Source organism: Oleiharenicola lentus (assembly GCF_051660365.1).
Taxonomy (GTDB): domain Bacteria; phylum Verrucomicrobiota; class Verrucomicrobiia; order Opitutales; family Opitutaceae; genus Lacunisphaera; species Lacunisphaera lenta_A.
In genome coordinates this window covers 1,153,176-1,168,568 of the sequence record NZ_JBOZXB010000001.1, presented here as the reverse complement: position 1 = coordinate 1,168,568, position 15,393 = coordinate 1,153,176, and the positions used below count along the sequence as shown (strand labels likewise).

13 protein-coding genes are annotated in these 15,393 nt (G+C 60.2%); 6 read left to right on the top strand and 7 right to left on the bottom strand.

Annotation, left to right across the window (positions count from 1 at the left end; translation table 11 throughout):
* Nucleotides 1-71: 71 nt before the first annotated feature.
* Entirely contained in the window at nucleotides 72-1,139 is a 1,068-nt protein-coding gene (locus ACRRQW_RS04155; RefSeq protein ID WP_438479996.1) for a lipid A deacylase LpxR family protein, read from the bottom strand.
* Nucleotides 1,140-1,297: 158 nt separating this feature from the next.
* Between ACRRQW_RS04155 and ade the strand changes: the two genes are divergently transcribed.
* Nucleotides 1,298-2,986 carry an adenine deaminase gene (gene ade / locus ACRRQW_RS04150; protein ID WP_438479995.1) on the top strand — a complete coding sequence of 563 codons (1,689 nt, stop codon included), beginning with the start codon at nucleotides 1,298-1,300 and terminating at the stop codon, nucleotides 2,984-2,986.
* 72 nt (nucleotides 2,987-3,058) lie between these two features.
* Here the strand turns inward: ade and ACRRQW_RS04145 are convergent, their stop codons facing one another.
* From ACRRQW_RS04145 to pucL, 4 genes are all read right to left on the bottom strand, one after another.
* Entirely contained in the window at nucleotides 3,059-4,642 is a 1,584-nt protein-coding gene (locus ACRRQW_RS04145; protein ID WP_438479994.1) for a trypsin-like peptidase domain-containing protein, read from the bottom strand.
* A 169-nt stretch (nucleotides 4,643-4,811) separates the two neighbouring features.
* Nucleotides 4,812-7,226, bottom strand: coding sequence for an ABC transporter permease (locus tag ACRRQW_RS04140; RefSeq protein WP_438479993.1), 2,415 nt, complete (start codon nucleotides 7,224-7,226; stop codon nucleotides 4,812-4,814).
* A 192-nt stretch (nucleotides 7,227-7,418) separates the two neighbouring features.
* A complete protein-coding gene (locus ACRRQW_RS04135) occupies nucleotides 7,419-7,889 on the bottom strand; it encodes a nucleoside deaminase (protein WP_438479992.1) in 471 nt (156 codons plus the stop codon).
* A 129-nt stretch (nucleotides 7,890-8,018) separates the two neighbouring features.
* On the bottom strand, nucleotides 8,019-8,855 hold the full coding sequence (gene pucL, locus ACRRQW_RS04130; protein WP_438479991.1) for a factor-independent urate hydroxylase: 837 nt from the start codon (nucleotides 8,853-8,855) through the stop codon (nucleotides 8,019-8,021).
* Between the two features lie 67 nt (nucleotides 8,856-8,922).
* Between pucL and aceB the strand changes: the two genes are divergently transcribed.
* The 5 genes from aceB to allB all read left to right on the top strand — a co-directional run bounded on the left by aceB (nucleotide 8,923) and on the right by allB (nucleotide 14,327).
* Nucleotides 8,923-10,521, top strand: a complete 1,599-nt coding sequence (gene aceB / locus ACRRQW_RS04125; protein WP_438479990.1) for a malate synthase A — start codon at nucleotides 8,923-8,925, stop codon at nucleotides 10,519-10,521.
* Nucleotides 10,522-10,646: 125 nt separating this feature from the next.
* Nucleotides 10,647-11,162, top strand: coding sequence for a 2-oxo-4-hydroxy-4-carboxy-5-ureidoimidazoline decarboxylase (gene uraD, locus ACRRQW_RS04120; RefSeq protein ID WP_438479989.1), 516 nt, complete (start codon nucleotides 10,647-10,649; stop codon nucleotides 11,160-11,162).
* Between the two features lie 110 nt (nucleotides 11,163-11,272).
* A complete protein-coding gene (gene uraH, locus ACRRQW_RS04115) occupies nucleotides 11,273-11,620 on the top strand; it encodes a hydroxyisourate hydrolase (protein WP_438479988.1) in 348 nt (115 codons plus the stop codon).
* 7 nt (nucleotides 11,621-11,627) lie between these two features.
* Nucleotides 11,628-12,866, top strand: a complete 1,239-nt coding sequence (locus ACRRQW_RS04110; RefSeq protein ID WP_438479987.1) for an allantoate amidohydrolase — start codon at nucleotides 11,628-11,630, stop codon at nucleotides 12,864-12,866.
* A 6-nt stretch (nucleotides 12,867-12,872) separates the two neighbouring features.
* Nucleotides 12,873-14,327 carry an allantoinase AllB gene (gene allB, locus ACRRQW_RS04105; RefSeq protein WP_438479986.1) on the top strand — a complete coding sequence of 485 codons (1,455 nt, stop codon included), beginning with the start codon at nucleotides 12,873-12,875 and terminating at the stop codon, nucleotides 14,325-14,327.
* A gap of 146 nt (nucleotides 14,328-14,473) precedes the next feature.
* Here allB and ACRRQW_RS04100 read toward each other — a convergent pair whose 3' ends face one another.
* Together ACRRQW_RS04100 and ACRRQW_RS04095 are read right to left on the bottom strand one after the other, a co-directional pair.
* Complete coding sequence (locus ACRRQW_RS04100; protein WP_438479985.1) at nucleotides 14,474-14,659, bottom strand: hypothetical protein; 186 nt, start codon at nucleotides 14,657-14,659, stop codon at nucleotides 14,474-14,476.
* A gap of 107 nt (nucleotides 14,660-14,766) precedes the next feature.
* Nucleotides 14,767-15,375, bottom strand: a complete 609-nt coding sequence (locus ACRRQW_RS04095) for a hypothetical protein (RefSeq protein ID WP_438479984.1) — start codon at nucleotides 15,373-15,375, stop codon at nucleotides 14,767-14,769.
* Nucleotides 15,376-15,393 lie beyond the last annotated feature (18 nt).

The window sequence follows — 15,393 nt, the reverse complement described above, 5'->3', positions numbered from 1 at the left end:
GTTGCGGGCGCAGTGGAAATTGAGCGTTTTTCGGGAAATCTCCCAGTGGCCCGTAAGCGGAATTCTTAAAATTAGAACGTGCGGGAGAGCGCCACGGAGCCGAAGTAGCTTTTGCGCTGTTGAGCTTTGAATTCCTTCGTGCGCACGACTTCGGTGTAGGTGAGTTGCCAGCGACCTTTGCTGATGCCGAGACCGTAGAAGGCGTCACCGACGAGGTATTCCTTGTCGACACTCGGGCTGTCGCGAAACGTATTTCCGTCGAGGAAAATATCGCGGGCCACGGCGCGGCCATCCACGCCACCGAAGGCGAAGACGCTCCAGCTGCTGCCACCTTTCAATCCGGCAACGCGGGGATCTTTGTCGTCAACCGGGCTGTTCGGCAGCGAACCGCCACGGATGAGGCTGGCGCCGAAGTCGCTGGGCAAATTAAAGCCGAGGCGCGTCGTGAAACCAGCATTGCCGTAGGTGCTCACGTTACCGAGGGAAAAACCGGCGTGCGGGATCAAATCGAAACCAATCGCGTTGTCGAAGGCGCGGGCGAACAGGCGCCATTTGCGTTCGTAGACAATGTTCAGGCCGAGTTCATTCTGCAGCTGATAATCCCAACCGAGCGGCGTCTCGTCGTTGAGCCATTCGTGGACAGCGCGCTGGACTTCGTCGGCTTGGGAAGCGCGGCCGACCATGCCGAGCTGAATCGAAAGCGTGTCCATCACCGAAGCGGTTTTGCTGATGAAGCTCAGTTCGAGGTAGCTCCAGCCGGCGTAAGGACGATCGGTCGCGTCGGGCGGCACGAGGCTGATGTTTTGCGGCGTGTAAATGTTTTGGCCGAACGCGAAGCCGAAATTTTTCTGCGTGCCGGGTTTGTTCACGAACGGCAGGCGGTCAATGATCGTCTGGCGCCAGCCAGTCTGACCCCAATCGCTCAGATCACCCGACAACCAGGAAAACTTAACGCCGTTGGTGTAGTGTTGATCCTGGCCGCCGAAATAATCGTTTTCGAAATACAGCGTGAAGACGCCGGCGTCGCGGGCGCCTTGGGTAGGAACGATTTCCTCCCGCGCCTGAGCATTCAGCTGGGTGGCAGCAAGGCTCGTGAGCGCGGTGAAGGTGAGAAGTGAACGAACAGTGAGTGCTTTCATCGTCAATGAAGTTAGGTGAAACGATTTATGTTTCGGACTACAAGCGGCGGCGCGTCGGAGTTAGCGCGGCAGTCGGAATAGGAAATATCCCTAAGCCTCCGCGTGTGAGCTCTTCTGATTGGTTGAATTGAGTGCAGTCGCCCGTCAGGTTGGCCCGTGTGAAATCACTGCTGCAGCGAATCGCCGGTAACATCGTGGACATTCATCGCCGGGTAATTTTTCCAGGCGTGGTCGAATGGCAGGACGGGATCATCCACGGGATTATTCCAACGCCGGGGGGAAAATACCCGCACTACCTCGCGCCGGGATTTGTCGACGCGCACATCCACATCGAAAGCTCGATGTTGCCCCCGTCGGAGTTTGCGCGCTGGGCCGTCGTGCACGGCACGGTCGCCACCGTTTCGGACCCGCACGAGATTGCCAATGTCCTCGGCGTGGCCGGCGTGGACTACATGATCCGCGACGGAAAGCGCACGCCGTTTAAATTTAATTTTGGCGCGCCGTCGTGCGTGCCCGCGACGACTTTCGAGAGCGCTGGCGCGACCCTCGATGGGAAAGCGGTCGCAAAATTGCTCGCGAGAAAAGAAATCAAATACCTGAGCGAGGTCATGAATTTTCCCGGCGTGCTCGCGCGCGACCCGTCGCTGATGGCGATGATCGCGGCCGCGAAAAAACGCGGCAAAGTCGTCGATGGCCATGCGCCCGCCTTGCGGGGCGAGCAGGCACGCGACTACGCGGCCGCGGGCATTACGACCGACCACGAATGTTTCACGCTCCCCGAAGCCGAGGATAAAGTAGCGCTCGGTATGAAGATTTTAATTCGCGAAGGCTCAGCCGCGCGCAACTTCGCTGCGCTCGCTCCGCTCACGAAAACCGCGCCGCAGCAGGTGATGTTTTGCTGCGACGATTTGCATCCGGATTTGCTCATGGTGCGCCAGATCGACGAACACGTGCGCCGGGCATTGCGCGCAGGCGCGGATAAATTCGACGTCTTGCGGAGCGCGTCGCTCAATCCCGTCGAGCACTACAAGCTCGACGTCGGCCTGCTGCGCGTGGGCGACGCGGCGGATTTTATCGTGTTCGAGGGTTGGGAAAACCTGCGCGTGCGCCGCACGTATCTGCGTGGCGAGTTGGTTGCGAAGGACGGCCGTTCGCTCTTAAAGCGCCAGGCTTCGAAGACCCCAAATAAATTTAAAGCGGAGCCGCGGCGAGTGGACGATTTTTGTGTGAAGGTAGGGAGAGTCGCCCCTGACGAGCCTCAGCTCATCGGGAAAAATCGCGCTACCCTCAACGTCATCGACGCGCTCAACGGCCAGCTGATCACTAAGCACGTCCAGCTTCCTGCTCGTATTGTCGCCGGCGTGATCACGACCGACGTGAAACGCGATATTTTGAAAATCGCCGTCGTAAACCGTTATTCAGCGAGAGCACCGGTTTCGGTCGGCTTTATTCGCGGTTTCGGCCTGAAGGCGGGCGCGATTGCATCTTCCGTCGCACACGATTCACACAACCTCGTGGCGGTTGGCGTGGACGATGAATCGCTCTGCGCGGCGGTGAATCTCGTGATCAAGTCGCGCGGTGGGATCGCGGTGGTCGGTCGCGACAAACGCGCCGTGTTGCCGTTGCCGATCGCGGGTTTGATGTCCGACCTAGATGGTCGCGTGGTGGCAAAACGTTACACCGCGCTCGATGCGCAAGCAAAAAAGCTCGGCTCGAAACTCGACGCGCCGTTCATGACGCTTTCATTCATGGCGTTGCTCGTGATCCCCGACTTGAAGCTCAGCGACCGCGGTTTGTTCTCCGCGACGAAATGGAATTTCGTGCCCGTGGCTCAAGGTGGAGCCTGACCTCCGGGCAGGCTTGCCGAGACACGCGCGAATCAACCTGCCCGGAGGGCAGGTTCCACCTTTATTCTCCGCCTACTTCTTATCCCAGAGCTTCAGCACATCAGCCGAGCCTTGGGCGCGGACGCCGTTGTCACTGAGAATATCCTCGGTGGCCTCGACCATTTCCTTGCGCGGGAAAACGAGCGTCTCGTAACCACGTCCGTGGAAATCGAGGACGATGAACTCATCTTTGCAGTCGCGCAGAAAACTCACGAGGTGGGCGAGGTTCTTGATTTCAGTGCCGTTGATGGTGTGGATCACGCCGGTGAACGGTGAGGAGTAACCGCGCGAAAGTTTGTGCGGGAAAAAAGGCGACGCCACGACCACCAGTTCTTCACCGTCAAACGCGGGACGGTCGCTGCGGCGGAGAACCAGCGGGCTCCCGCGCGCGCTGAAGCTGATCTGCGCGCCGATATTGTTAAAGCCGCCGATGAATTGCTGCGTGGCGGCCGAGAACACCAACGGGCCGTAAACGAAGTAGGACGGGTAGGCGCCCTGCAGATCGGGCATCAGCATGGGGCGGTCGGTGACGAGCGGCAGATCGATCTTCTGCGATTTGCCCGCGCGCACGACGGTGAGTTGCACGGTGTTGTTTTTTGCGAGCTTCTGGATCAGATACGCAAAGTTCACGCGCAGATTCGAACCGACTTTAATCATGCCCTGATTGTCGATCGGCGTGTCGCCGATATGGGTGATGACGTCCCAGCGTTTCAGCGGATAGTCTTTGCGCGTCTCGTCGTCGGCGTTGGAGAAGATCATGCCTTCGATCCCTTTCTCTGCTTTGAGGTAAGGACGCAGGGCGGGGTTTTCAAACGTCTGGAGTGAATCGTGTGAAGTCGGCTTGCCGTGGTAGGTGCCGTCCTCGACGTCCTTGAGGAAAATTTCAATTTCCTCGTTGGGGATGATATAACCGATGTTGTCGCCGCCGCCGAGCCGGCTGAACGCGAGGCCGATCATCTTTTCGCCATCGACCGCCGGGCCGCCGCTGTTGCCGGGATTGATGGCGGCGTCGATCTGGATGCGCAGCCCTGTCGCAGGAAAATTATACGCGGTAAAATCCACGCGTGAAACAATGCCCTTCGTGATTGAGAGGCTTGTGCCCCCGGTGGGATAACCATAGACGAGCACGGAATCCTTGATCTCCGGCAACGCACTCGCGCGGGGCAAGGGCTGGCGGGTGTCGAACATCGATTCGTCTTCGAGTTTCAGAATCGCGAGATCCATGCCGGGTGAAATGAATTCCACGGTCGCGGCAATTTTGTCGCCGGACTGATTCGCCTGCACTTGCACCTGGCTCGCGTAGAGCACGACGTGGGCGTTGGTGAGGATGCGTTTGCCCTCGATGATCACGCCGGTGCCAGTGGCTTCGCTCGGGGCTTGCTTGGTCCACGGCTTGTAGGTGTCCGCGTAACGCATCGTGGCGAACACTTTCACGACGGCGTTTTCCACGATGCTCGACGTCGGCACTGGCACGGCGACGGGAGCAGTGAGTGGCGCTGCAGTCGCCGGAACGGCGGCCGGGTTGCCTGGGATTTGCGCAAAAAGCGACGTGAACGAGACGAACGACGCCATCAAAACAGCTGCGGTCGCGGAAGCGGAACGAAGAGGTAAACGCATGGGGAAGTGTGACAGCTACCCAACCTGGCCAGCCGGGCAAGGCTGGAGTGAGCGCAGGTTGTTCCCGCGTTTAATTCAGTGTTTGAAATCAACGGGTAGGGCCCGACCTCCGGGCGGGCCGAGTGTAATCAGACTACTCGCGGCCCGCTCGGAGATCGGCCTACCTATTTCAGTCGATCCGCAGCGCTACCAGTGGGTCCATTTTAGAAGCCCGCCACGCCGGAATCAAAATCGCCATCGTTCCCGCGAAAGCCACGACCGCAGCCGCGAGCAGGAGCGGTGGCGCGGTGAGTCCTTCCATGCCATAGACGAGGCCCTTCAGCACTTTCGTAAGCGCGAAAGTTCCCGCGAGTCCGATTACCAGACCGAGCGCGACCCAGCGCAGCCCTTGCCCCAAGACCAGGCGGAGCACATTGCCGCCTAGCGCGCCGAGGGCGAGACGCACGCCGATTTCGCGGGTGCGTTGCACGATGTGATAACTGAGCGTGCCATAGAGCCCGACCGCGACGAGCGCGAGGGCAGTGACCATGAAAAAGTTTACGAGGCCCGCGACAGCGCGTTCGCTGGCGGTGGACTTGCGCACGACTTGGTCGAACGTGCGGATATCTTCCAGCGGCAGTTCGCGGTCGAGCTGGGCGAGGGCCTGGCGAAGCAGGGGCGTCAAGCGCACGGCGGATTGGCTCGAGCGCAGATTAATGTGCACGCTGTTGCCCCAGTGGCCCGGCGGAGTCGTATACATTTCCGGCTGCACTTTGGCGGTGGCGCTCCATTGGCGGACGTTTTCGACGACGCCGACGACGGTGGCGGTATACCACGGATCCTTCGCCTGGTTGGCACGGAACACCTGGCCGATGGGATCTTTGTTCGGCCAGCATTTTTCAACGAAAGCCCGATTCACGATCACGCCGAGCTGGCCGCCTTTCTGCATATCGTCGGCTGGTGTCAGGTTGCGTCCACGCACCAGCGCGATGCCCATGGTGGTGAAATAATCTGCGGTGACGGAGGAACGTTCGACGCTCGTGCGTTGCACGGTGGGATCGTAAACTTCGTCGTTCACGAGCGCGCTCGTGTTGCTGCCCCCTTCGAGCGGCAGTTTGGACGTGAGCCCGACCGAGGTGACGCCCGGCAACTCGGCGAGAGTTTCCTCGAGTCGTTTCCAAAAACGCACGCGCGTCTCGATCTCTTTGTAGGTGTCGCCGCGCAGGTGGAGTTTCGCGGTGAGCACCGTGTCGGTATCGAGCGTTTTGTTTTGCTCGATGATTTTGAAATAACTCGTGGAGAAAAGCGCCGCGCCGTTCGCGAGCACGAACGCGAGCGCGATCTGCGCAATCACCAGCGAGCGCAGCATGATCTGACGCGACCGCGAGCCGACCGCGCCGCGCGCATCGCTGCGGATCACGCCTGCGAGTGAAGTGCGTGCCGCCGCCAGCGCCGGTGGAATTCCCGCCAGCAGCGCGGTGAGCAAACAGGCGCCGATGGCAAACAGCAGCGCGGAGCCGTCGAGCGTGATCGCGGCTTTGCGCGCCGCGCTGACCGGCGCGATGTGTTGCAACGCTTTGATGCCACCGAAGGCCAGCAAACATCCGAACGTGGCGCCCAGCGCGGCCAGCGCGCCGCTTTCCGCGAGCGCGAGTCGCACCAGTCGCGCGCGTGTGGCTCCGAGCGCGACGCGCACGCCGAACTCGCCCTGCCGCTGCGCACTGCGCGCCAGCAGCATCGACGCGACATTCGCGCACGCCACGAGCAACACCAGCGCGACTGCGCCGAAGAGCATCCACACGCTTTTGCCCACGTCTTTCGTCATTTCGTAGTGGAGCGAGTTTACGCCAAATTCTTTTCGGCTATTCGAGTCGGGATAGAGTGCGGTTAATTTTTTTCCGATCGCCCGAATCTCGGCCTCGGCGACGCCGCGCGTCACGCCGTCGCGCAAACGCGCCACGCCACACAGCCAATGGCTGTCGCGCTGCGTGCGCTCTTTTTCCGTGAAACGATAAGGCTGCCAGATCTGGCAATCGTCCGTGCGCATCCACGGCGCGGCGAATTCGAACTGCGCTGGCATGATGCCGACGACGGTCGCGTCACTGCCATTAATGCGAATCGTGCGGCCGATTAAAGCGGGGTCGCCGCCAAAGGTTTGCTGCCAGAGTTTGTAGCTGAGGATCACGACCGGCGCGGCGCCTTCGAGGCAATCGTCGTCGGTGAACAGACGTCCGCGCAGCGGCGCGATGCCGAACACCGGCAACACCGCCGCGGTCGTGCGTGCACCGCGCACCGCCTGGGCGTTTTCCAGACCGACATTTACCGTGCCCGGCGCATACACGCCGAAATTTTCGAACGAAGTCGTCTGTTCGTGAAGATCGCGAAAGTCCGCCGGCGACAACGGCCAGCCGCTATCGCGGCCCGACCAAATCTGCACGATTTCATCCGACTGCGGATAGTCGAACGGCTGCACGACCAGCGCCCGCAACGTGCTGAACATCGCCGTCGAAGCGCCAATGCCGACGGCGAGTGTGAACACGGCAATGAAAGCAAAGCCGCGGGATTTCGCGAGCTGGCGGAAAGCGTAACGGAGATCGGTAAGCATCGGAGGAGTGGGTGTCCGAAGACAACCGCGCCAGCCCGCGAAGGTTACCGAAAAAATGCGCAGCGTGAGGTAGGGCCCGATCTCCGAGCGGGCCGGGGTGTTGCGGCTTATCCGTGCTTCTTTGTAGGTGGCGCGTTCACGCGCCACCTACACCAATATGGATGCGCCTACTGCACGAAGGGAACTGCTCCCTCAATACTTCACCTTGTCTTGTTTGCTGGCCCAGCCTTTAAACGTGGCTTGGGCGGCGTCGCGGAGGAAGGGGCTCATTTTTACGGAGCGCTTCTCGATCGGCAGCGGGACTTGTTGGTAGATGAAATCGTCGTCGAAGCCAATCGCGGCGGCGTCGGCGCGCGTGTTGCCGTAGAACACCGTCGGGATGCGCGCCCAGTAAATCGCGGAAAGGCACATCGGGCACGGCTCGCAACTCGTGTAGAGTTCGCAGTCTTGAAGTTGGAACGTTTTGAGGTTCGTGCACGCGTCGCGAATCGCGGTGACCTCGGCGTGCGCGGTCGGGTCGTTGGTCGAAGTGACGCGGTTGTTGCCACGTCCGACGATTTCGCCGTGACGCACCACCACGCAGCCAAACGGGCCGCCGCGTCCGCCTTGCATGCCTTCGTCGGCAAGCTTGATGGCTTCATGCATGAAATTTTCTGTGCTCATAAAATATAATTTTTAACCACGAATGGACACGAATGCACACGAATCAAAACTCGGGTAATGAGTTTGGGTTTCCTTTCCTGTATTCGTGTTAATTCGTGTCCATTCGTGGTTTCTTAAAACTCCTGTTTTTTATCGGTTGAACGTGGCTTCGATTTGCCCGTGGGGTTCGTCGGTGGGGACGAACGTGATATTGGGGTTTTCGAGGCCAAACGGCTTCAGGTTCGCGAGCAGGTAATGTTTGTTCGGCAACGCGAGCGTGACGCGGTTAATTTCCTGGCACGCGAGAAATGCGGCTTCGGCCATCTGGCTCATCGTGGCTTGCACGGACGCGCTGAAATTCACCGCGAAGATCCGCAGCACCGCCTCGAGCACGGTTTTGTTGGCCGCATTGAAATCTGCCGGGACGCTCGCGTAGTGCCACGAGGCGCGGACTTTGGTGGCGAGGATGCGGTCGTCGGTTTCGGGCAGGGTCGTGTAGTCGCAGCGCGGATAATCTTTAAAACCGGAGCCGGTGGATTTCATCACGAGCAAATCATCGACGCCAGATTCGATTTCCTCGGCGCTGCCACGCGTTGCGAGGATTTTCACGAACGGCGCGCCGCTGCCCGCGAGGAACGTATGCTCGTGCGGCGTGCCGCCGATCGCGTGGCGATTCCACGGGCGCTCGCTGAGTTCGATGTGCACGCGTTGCACCTGCGCGTATTTGCCGATGAAATGACGCCCGAGTTCCAGACCGAAGCGCTCTGTTTCCAACCCGAGGAGTTTATGTGCGAGAATCGTAATCGTATTTTTAACGGTGTCGGTCGGCACGACTTTGCTGTTATCAGCGTCGAAATACGAGGAGCCGAAATCGCCTTCGAGCAGCACGGCGCAATCGAGTTCCTTCACCTCATGACGCGCACCGTCGCGGATAACCTTGAGCACGCGCACCCGGCGTTTCCCGTAACGATTCGAGACGATCTTCATGCGGCGCAGTTAGAATATGATGCTGACACCTGACAATGTCATAAGCTACTTTTCGCGCCTTACCCCTATGTCAGCCGCCAAATTTCCCGTCATCGAAGGCCTCGAAATCCGTGGGCCGCTCCACCCGGGCTACGAACAAATCTTCACGCCGGCAGCGTGCCGGTTCGTCGCCGGGCTCGTGCGCAAATTCCAACCGCTCCGCGCCGAACTGCTCGCGAAGCGCGTCGAGCGTCAGCGCGAGATCGATGGCGGCAAATTGCCCGACTTTCTCTCTGAAACCGCGTCCATCCGCAGCGGCGATTGGAAAGTCGCGCCGATCCCTGCCGACCTCATCGATCGCCGCACCGAAATCACCGGCCCGGTGGAACGCAAGATGGCGATCAACGCCCTCAACTCCGGCGCGCAATGCTGGATGGCCGATTTCGAAGACGCCAATTCGCCGACGTGGGAAAATTGCCTCAACGGGCAGCTTAACATGCGCGACGCCGCGCGCCTCACGCTCGCTTACACGAGTCCGGAAGGGAAACAATATGCGTTGAAGGAAAAAATCGCGGTGATCCACTCGCGCCCGCGCGGCTGGCACATGGAGGAGAAACACGTGTTCTGCGACGGCGCGCGCGTGTCGGCGTCGCTCTTCGACTGGGGTTTCTACTTTTTCCACAACGCCAAGGCGCTGCTCGCGCGGGGCAGCGGCCCGTATTTCTACCTGCCGAAAATGGAGAGCCACCTCGAAGCGCGTTTGTGGAATGACGTCTTTGTCCACGCGCAAGCCGAACTCGGCCTCCCGCGCGGGACGGTGCGCGCCACCGTGCTCATCGAGACGATCACCGCCGTATTCGAGGCCGAGGAAATTCTCTACGAACTGCGCGAACACATCGCCGGCCTTAACTGCGGACGCTGGGACTATATGTTCAGCTTCGTGAAAAAGCTGCGCAACCTGCCGGGCTATCTTTTCCCGGACCGCACGCTCATCACGATGACGTCGCCGTTTTTACAAGCCTACGTCACGCACGTCATCAACGTCTGTCACCGCCGTGGCGCTTACGCGATGGGCGGCATGGCGGCGCAGATTCCGATTAAAAATAATCCCGCCGCCAACGACGCCGCGTTAGCAAAAGTCCGCGCCGACAAGGAGCGCGAAGCCTCGCGCGGCCACGACGGCACGTGGGTCGCGCACCCCGGCCTCGTGCAAACCGCGCTCGACGCCTTCGCGCAACACATGAAAGGCGCGAACCAACTTCACGTCATCCACGATGTGAAAGTCACCGCCGCCGATCTCCTCGCGCCGCCGGCCGGCCCGATCACCGAAAAAGGCGTGCGCTGGAACTTGCACGTCGGCGTGCGTTACCTCGAAGCGTGGCTCGGCGGTTCGGGTGCGGAGCCGATTCACAACCTGATGGAAGATCTTGCGACCGCCGAAATCTCGCGCTCGCAACTTTGGCAATGGCTCAAATTCCGCGCGAAGCTCGACGATGGCCGCGCCATCACCGCCGCGCTCTACGACGAACTGCTTCCGAACGAACTCGCGGCGATTCGCGCCGAATATGGCGATGCCCGTTTCGATGGCGGACATTTCGAGGAAGCGGTCGAACTCTTCATGCGCATGTCCAAGAGCGAAACCTTCGACGAATTCCTCTCCCTCCCGGCCTACGAACTGCTGCCGTAGGCAGCGAAAGCACCAAGCTCCCACGTCCAAGCACCAATGAAACTGCATCTCTCGAACCTCCGATTTGAAAATTTGCGCTTAATGTTTCTCTGGAGCTTGGCGGTTGGTATTTGGAGCTTTTCCGTATGACGCTGGCTGTTTTAAACTCCGCCGACCGCGCCGCTTTCACCGCTGCGCTTGCGCACTTGTTCGAGCATTCCCCTTGGGTCGCTGAGGAGACGTGGTCGCGCCGGCCGTTCCGCGACGTCAAGCACCTGCACACTGAACTTTGCGCGACGATGCAAGGGGCTCCGCGCGAACGTCAGCTTGCGCTCATCAACGCGCACCCCGACCTCGCCGGTCGTCTTGCGCGACAAAACCAGCTCACGAAAGAGTCCACCGGCGAGCAAGCCGCCGCCGGCTTGAGCGCGCTCACCGACGCGGAACTCGCGGAATTTCAGGCCAACAACGACGCCTACCGCGCGAAGTTTAATTTCCCGTTCATCATCTGCGCGCGTTTGAACGCGAAGAGCGCGATCCTCGACGCCATGCGTATCCGGATGCACCACGATCCCGCGACGGAGCACGCCGCCGCCCTCGCCGAGATCGAAAAAATCGCGTGGCTCAGACTGCAAGACACGCTCGCGGATTCGAAAAACTGAGACACGAATTTCACGAAGCACACGAATTTCAGGAGGGCATTACGCCCCGATTTTCAAACCGGGAGATTTTGTTTTCGTGAAATTAGTGAAATTCGTGTCTCGTCTTTCCCATGCCCGCCAAACTCAGCACGCACGTCCTTGATCTCTCGCTCGGGAAGCCGGCAGCGGGGATGAAGATTCAACTCATTCGTCACGGCGACGACGCGCCTGAGCTGCTCGCGAGCGTAACCACCAACGCCGATGGCCGCACCGATGCGCCGCTCCTTACTCATGAGCAAATGGACGTCGGTGCTTATGAGCTCATTTTTGGCGTGAAGGACTATTTCACTGCGCGTGGCGTGGCCTGCGACTTCCTGGACGAAGTGCCAATCGCGTTTCGCATCACCGATATCAACGGTTCGTATCACGTGCCGCTGCTCGTGACGCCGTGGTCGTATCAAACGTATCGCGGGAGTTGAGCGATTCATGAAGGCGGTTCTCAAAAAACTCGTGGCAGACCTCGGAGAACTCGGGGCGATTTCCGACGAGCCGGGCAAATTGACCCGCACGTTTCTTTCGCCCGCGATGGCGCGCGCGACGCAGTTTGTGAGTGCGCGGATGCAAGCGGCCGGACTCACCGTGCGCACCGATAGCGTGGGTAACATCATCGGCCGCTTCGAATCCGCGATCCCGAATGCGCCAACGCTTTTGCTCGGCTCGCATTTGGACACGGTGCGCGATGCCGGCAACTACGATGGGCCGCTCGGCGTGTTACTGCCGATCGCGGCGCTGGCGGAAATCCGCGACCGCGGCGTGCGGCTGCCGTTTCACGTCGAAGTGATCGGGTTTTCCGAGGAAGAAGGCGTGCGCTTCGCAAGCGCCTATCTCGGGAGCGAGGGCTACACGGGAAAACTTAAAGAGCAGACGCTGCAGCTCAAAGACGTGGAAGGCGTCACGATTCGCGCAGCGTTGGAGAAATTTAATGGCGGTAAGTTTATGCTGCCGAAACCGACGCACGCGCGACGCGATTTGCTCGGCTACGTGGAAGTGCACATTGAACAAGGACCGGTGCTCGAAGCGGAAAAAATCGCGGTGGGCGTCGTCTCGGCGATCGCGGGGCAAAGTCGTTTCAAACTGACCTGGACGGGCAAGGCCGGCCACGCGGGCACGACGCCGATGAAGTTACGCCGCGATGCGCTTGCGGGTGCGGCGGAGTTTACGCTCGCGGCGGAGCAGTTGGCGCGAGCGTCGCGGGATGGGTTGGTGGCCACGATCGGAGCGCTCAGCGTGGCGCCCGGGGCGGCGAATGTGATTCCCGGCGGCGTGGTGCATACGCTCGACGTGCGGCATGCGCGCGATGCGTCGCGGAAAAAAGCGTTGTTGGCGCTTGGAAAAGTCGCCGCGCAGATCGCGAAGCGACGCGGACTCAAAGTGTCGTGGCAGCGCACGCAAGATAACGGCGCGGTGGCGTGTTCGCCGGAACTGACTGACCAACTCGCGCGCGTGGTAAAGTCAGTGCAAGGCCGCAGCCTGTCGCTCGTGAGTGGTGCGGGGCACGATGGCGTGGTGATGGCGCAACTCACCGAGATCGCGATGTTGTTTGTGCGGTGCCGCGAGGGCTTGAGTCATCACCCCGACGAATACGCGGCGCCGAAAGATATCGGCGTGGCGTTAGCCGTGATCGTGGAATTTTTGCTGCTTCTCTCCGAACAACCGCAAGGCTGAGCGGACATGGCTAAGAAAGAATCCCGAGGCGACCAGGTGCGCAAATTTACGTCCCGCATGAACGGCGGGCGTCCGCCGCGCGAAGTGGAGCCGGAGATCGAGAAACTCGATCTCGTCGTGCGTGGTGGGCGCGTGGTCACGCCCGAGGGGATTCACGAACTGGAGTTGGGGATTCTGCGCGGCAAAATCGTCGCGATCGCGCCCGAACTCACCGACAACACGTTTCAAACGCTCGACGCCGCCGGGAAATATATTTTTCCCGGCATCATCGATGCGCACGTGCATTTCAACGAGCCGGGGCGCGCCGAATGGGAAGGCCTTGCGCACGGTTCGCTCGCACTCGCGGCAGGCGGCGGCACCTGCTTTTTCGACATGCCGCTCAACTCCGAGCCGCCGGTGCTCGACTCGGCGACGATGCGTGAGAAGCGCATCATGGCTGAGGTGAAGTCGTGCACCGATTTCGGTCTGTGGGGCGGCTTGGTGCCGGGAAATTTGGATCGCCTCGCCGGACTACGTGACGGCGGAGCGATGGGCGTAAAAGCGTTCATGTGTAACAGCGGCATCGACAGTTTTGGTCGCGCGGATCCGAAGACGCTTTACGAAGGCATGAAGCGCGCGGCGAAACTCGGGTTGCTCGTCGCGGTGCACGCCGAGGACGACGCGCTCGCGGCGAAGTTTACCGCCGAGCAGAAAGCGAAAAAGAAATTCGACGCGAAGGCGTGGCTCGCGTCGCGGCCGGTCGAAGTCGAACTCGCGGCGATTCGCATGGCGCTGGAGTTTGCCGGCGAGACGGGCTGTGCGTTGCACGTGGTCCACGTGAGTAGTCCCGAAGGCGTCGCTCTGATCGAAGAAGCGCGCGCCAATCGCGTCGATGTGACGGCGGAGACGTGTCCGCATTATCTTTTGTTAAACGACAAAGATGTCGCGAAAATCGGTGCACCGGCGAAATGCGCGCCGCCGATTCGCGACGAGAAGCGTCGAGTCGCGCTGTGGGGCGAGTTGCTCGCGGGAAATATCCAGACGGTTGGCTCGGATCACTCGCCCGCGCCAGCGGAGATGAAAACGTCGGAAAACTTTTTCGAAATTTGGGGCGGCATCGGTGGCGTGCAGCATGGCGCGCAGCTGTTGATGAACGAAACGGTCGCCACGCTCGATCAAGATTGGCCGCGGCTCGCGGCGGTGCTGGCGCGGAATGTCGCGCGGCGGTTCCGGATCGATGATCGGAAAGGCTCGCTGGCTGAAGGACTCGATGCGGATTTCTCGCTCGTGGAGATCGCAAAGAAAGCCGACGTGATCGCAGCGGAGGACTTGTGGACGCATCATCCGATTAGCGCGTATCTCGGTCGGAAATCGCGCGTGAAAGTGACGGATACTTATGTGCGCGGCGTGCCGGTGTGGGCGAACGGCGCAGTGGCTTCGGGGATGCCGAAGGGGCAATTCGTGCGTCCGCGCGTGGAGTGAGGCGCGGAGAAATTCTGAATGTGGAAATTAGGAAAGCAGGAAAAGGCAGACACAGATTTCACGAATTGCCCGAAAGGCGGGAGTAGTGGCCGAATCGTTGGTTTTATTTACCACGGATTACGCGGATAAAAAACCACGGATAAATTTTACGGGACGCGAGGAGCGGGCGTGGAGATTTGGTCAGCAGGCTGATCGATCGCTTCCACCGTAGTCGGGCTCGCCGGCGGAAAAGGGGCGAGGGTGTGCGAGCGGGTGGAGGTGCCGGTGTGAAGTGTTTCGCGTAAACTTACTGGAAGTTTTTCGGGAATCTCGGGCGGCGGCGTGGAATTCATTCGGCGAAGTGGGGCAGGTCGAAAGCTATTTAAGTTCTCCTAATCGTGCTCGTTCGCCGGGAGATTTTTCTGCGTAGAAAAAGAACGATTCAGACAAAGAGAAAGGATTAGCGGGAGCGTTGGCGGTAGGCGGCGAGGCCGAGTGCGAGTGCGCCGAAGATTATTGCGTAGGTGGAAGGTTCTGGGATGGCGGAGAGAGTGAGATAGGATGCGACCGTGCCGGCCGGCACGGAGAAATCGGGGATGAAGCCAGGGGAGGGAACTTGCCAGGCAGAGAGGCTGTAAAGCCCGTAAGGAAGGTTCGCGCTGGAAGAGTAGCTGGTGGCGTAGTTCAAATTGGAGAACCACACGACCGCGAGTTGGTCGCCGGTGCTGAGATTGGGAAATGGATTTTGTTGGAGCGGGATGTGGGCGGCTGAATCGATGAATGTGCCCGGGCCGTCCCAACTGGAGTCTATCTGGGCGCGCATGATGATTTGATAGAGGCCTCCGTTCAGGTAGTCGCCGACGTTTAAGTTGCCGGCGGTGAGGGTGCTAAAACCGGTGCCGGCGGTGTTGGCGGAACCGACGTTAGCGATGAGCAGGACGAGGCGACCGTCGACGAGCGGAACATTGGCGTGATCGCGTAACTCTGGACTCTGGAAATTGATGATTACTTCGTCCGCGGGGGACAAAACGACCGCCGTGAGGAATAGTAAGCTGGCGAGGATTTTCATAAAGGAAGGAGGAAAAGG

Excerpts from the sequence above, each read along its gene's own strand:
- ACRRQW_RS04155 (WP_438479996.1), bottom strand. The coding sequence starts at position 1,139 with ATGAAAGCACTCACTGTTCGTTCACTTCTCACCTTCACCGCGCTCACG.
- ACRRQW_RS04145 (WP_438479994.1), bottom strand. The coding sequence starts at position 4,642 with ATGCGTTTACCTCTTCGTTCCGCTTCCGCGACCGCAGCTGTTTTGATG.
- ACRRQW_RS04140 (WP_438479993.1), bottom strand. The coding sequence starts at position 7,226 with ATGCTTACCGATCTCCGTTACGCTTTCCGCCAGCTCGCGAAATCCCGC.
- ACRRQW_RS04135 (WP_438479992.1), bottom strand. The coding sequence starts at position 7,889 with ATGAGCACAGAAAATTTCATGCATGAAGCCATCAAGCTTGCCGACGAA.
- pucL (WP_438479991.1), bottom strand. The coding sequence starts at position 8,855 with ATGAAGATCGTCTCGAATCGTTACGGGAAACGCCGGGTGCGCGTGCTC.
- aceB (WP_438479990.1), top strand. The coding sequence starts at position 8,923 with ATGTCAGCCGCCAAATTTCCCGTCATCGAAGGCCTCGAAATCCGTGGG.
- uraD (WP_438479989.1), top strand. The coding sequence starts at position 10,647 with ATGACGCTGGCTGTTTTAAACTCCGCCGACCGCGCCGCTTTCACCGCT.
- uraH (WP_438479988.1), top strand. The coding sequence starts at position 11,273 with ATGCCCGCCAAACTCAGCACGCACGTCCTTGATCTCTCGCTCGGGAAG.
- ACRRQW_RS04110 (WP_438479987.1), top strand. The coding sequence starts at position 11,628 with ATGAAGGCGGTTCTCAAAAAACTCGTGGCAGACCTCGGAGAACTCGGG.
- allB (WP_438479986.1), top strand. The coding sequence starts at position 12,873 with ATGGCTAAGAAAGAATCCCGAGGCGACCAGGTGCGCAAATTTACGTCC.
- ACRRQW_RS04100 (WP_438479985.1), bottom strand. The coding sequence starts at position 14,659 with ATGAATTCCACGCCGCCGCCCGAGATTCCCGAAAAACTTCCAGTAAGT.
- ACRRQW_RS04095 (WP_438479984.1), bottom strand. The coding sequence starts at position 15,375 with ATGAAAATCCTCGCCAGCTTACTATTCCTCACGGCGGTCGTTTTGTCC.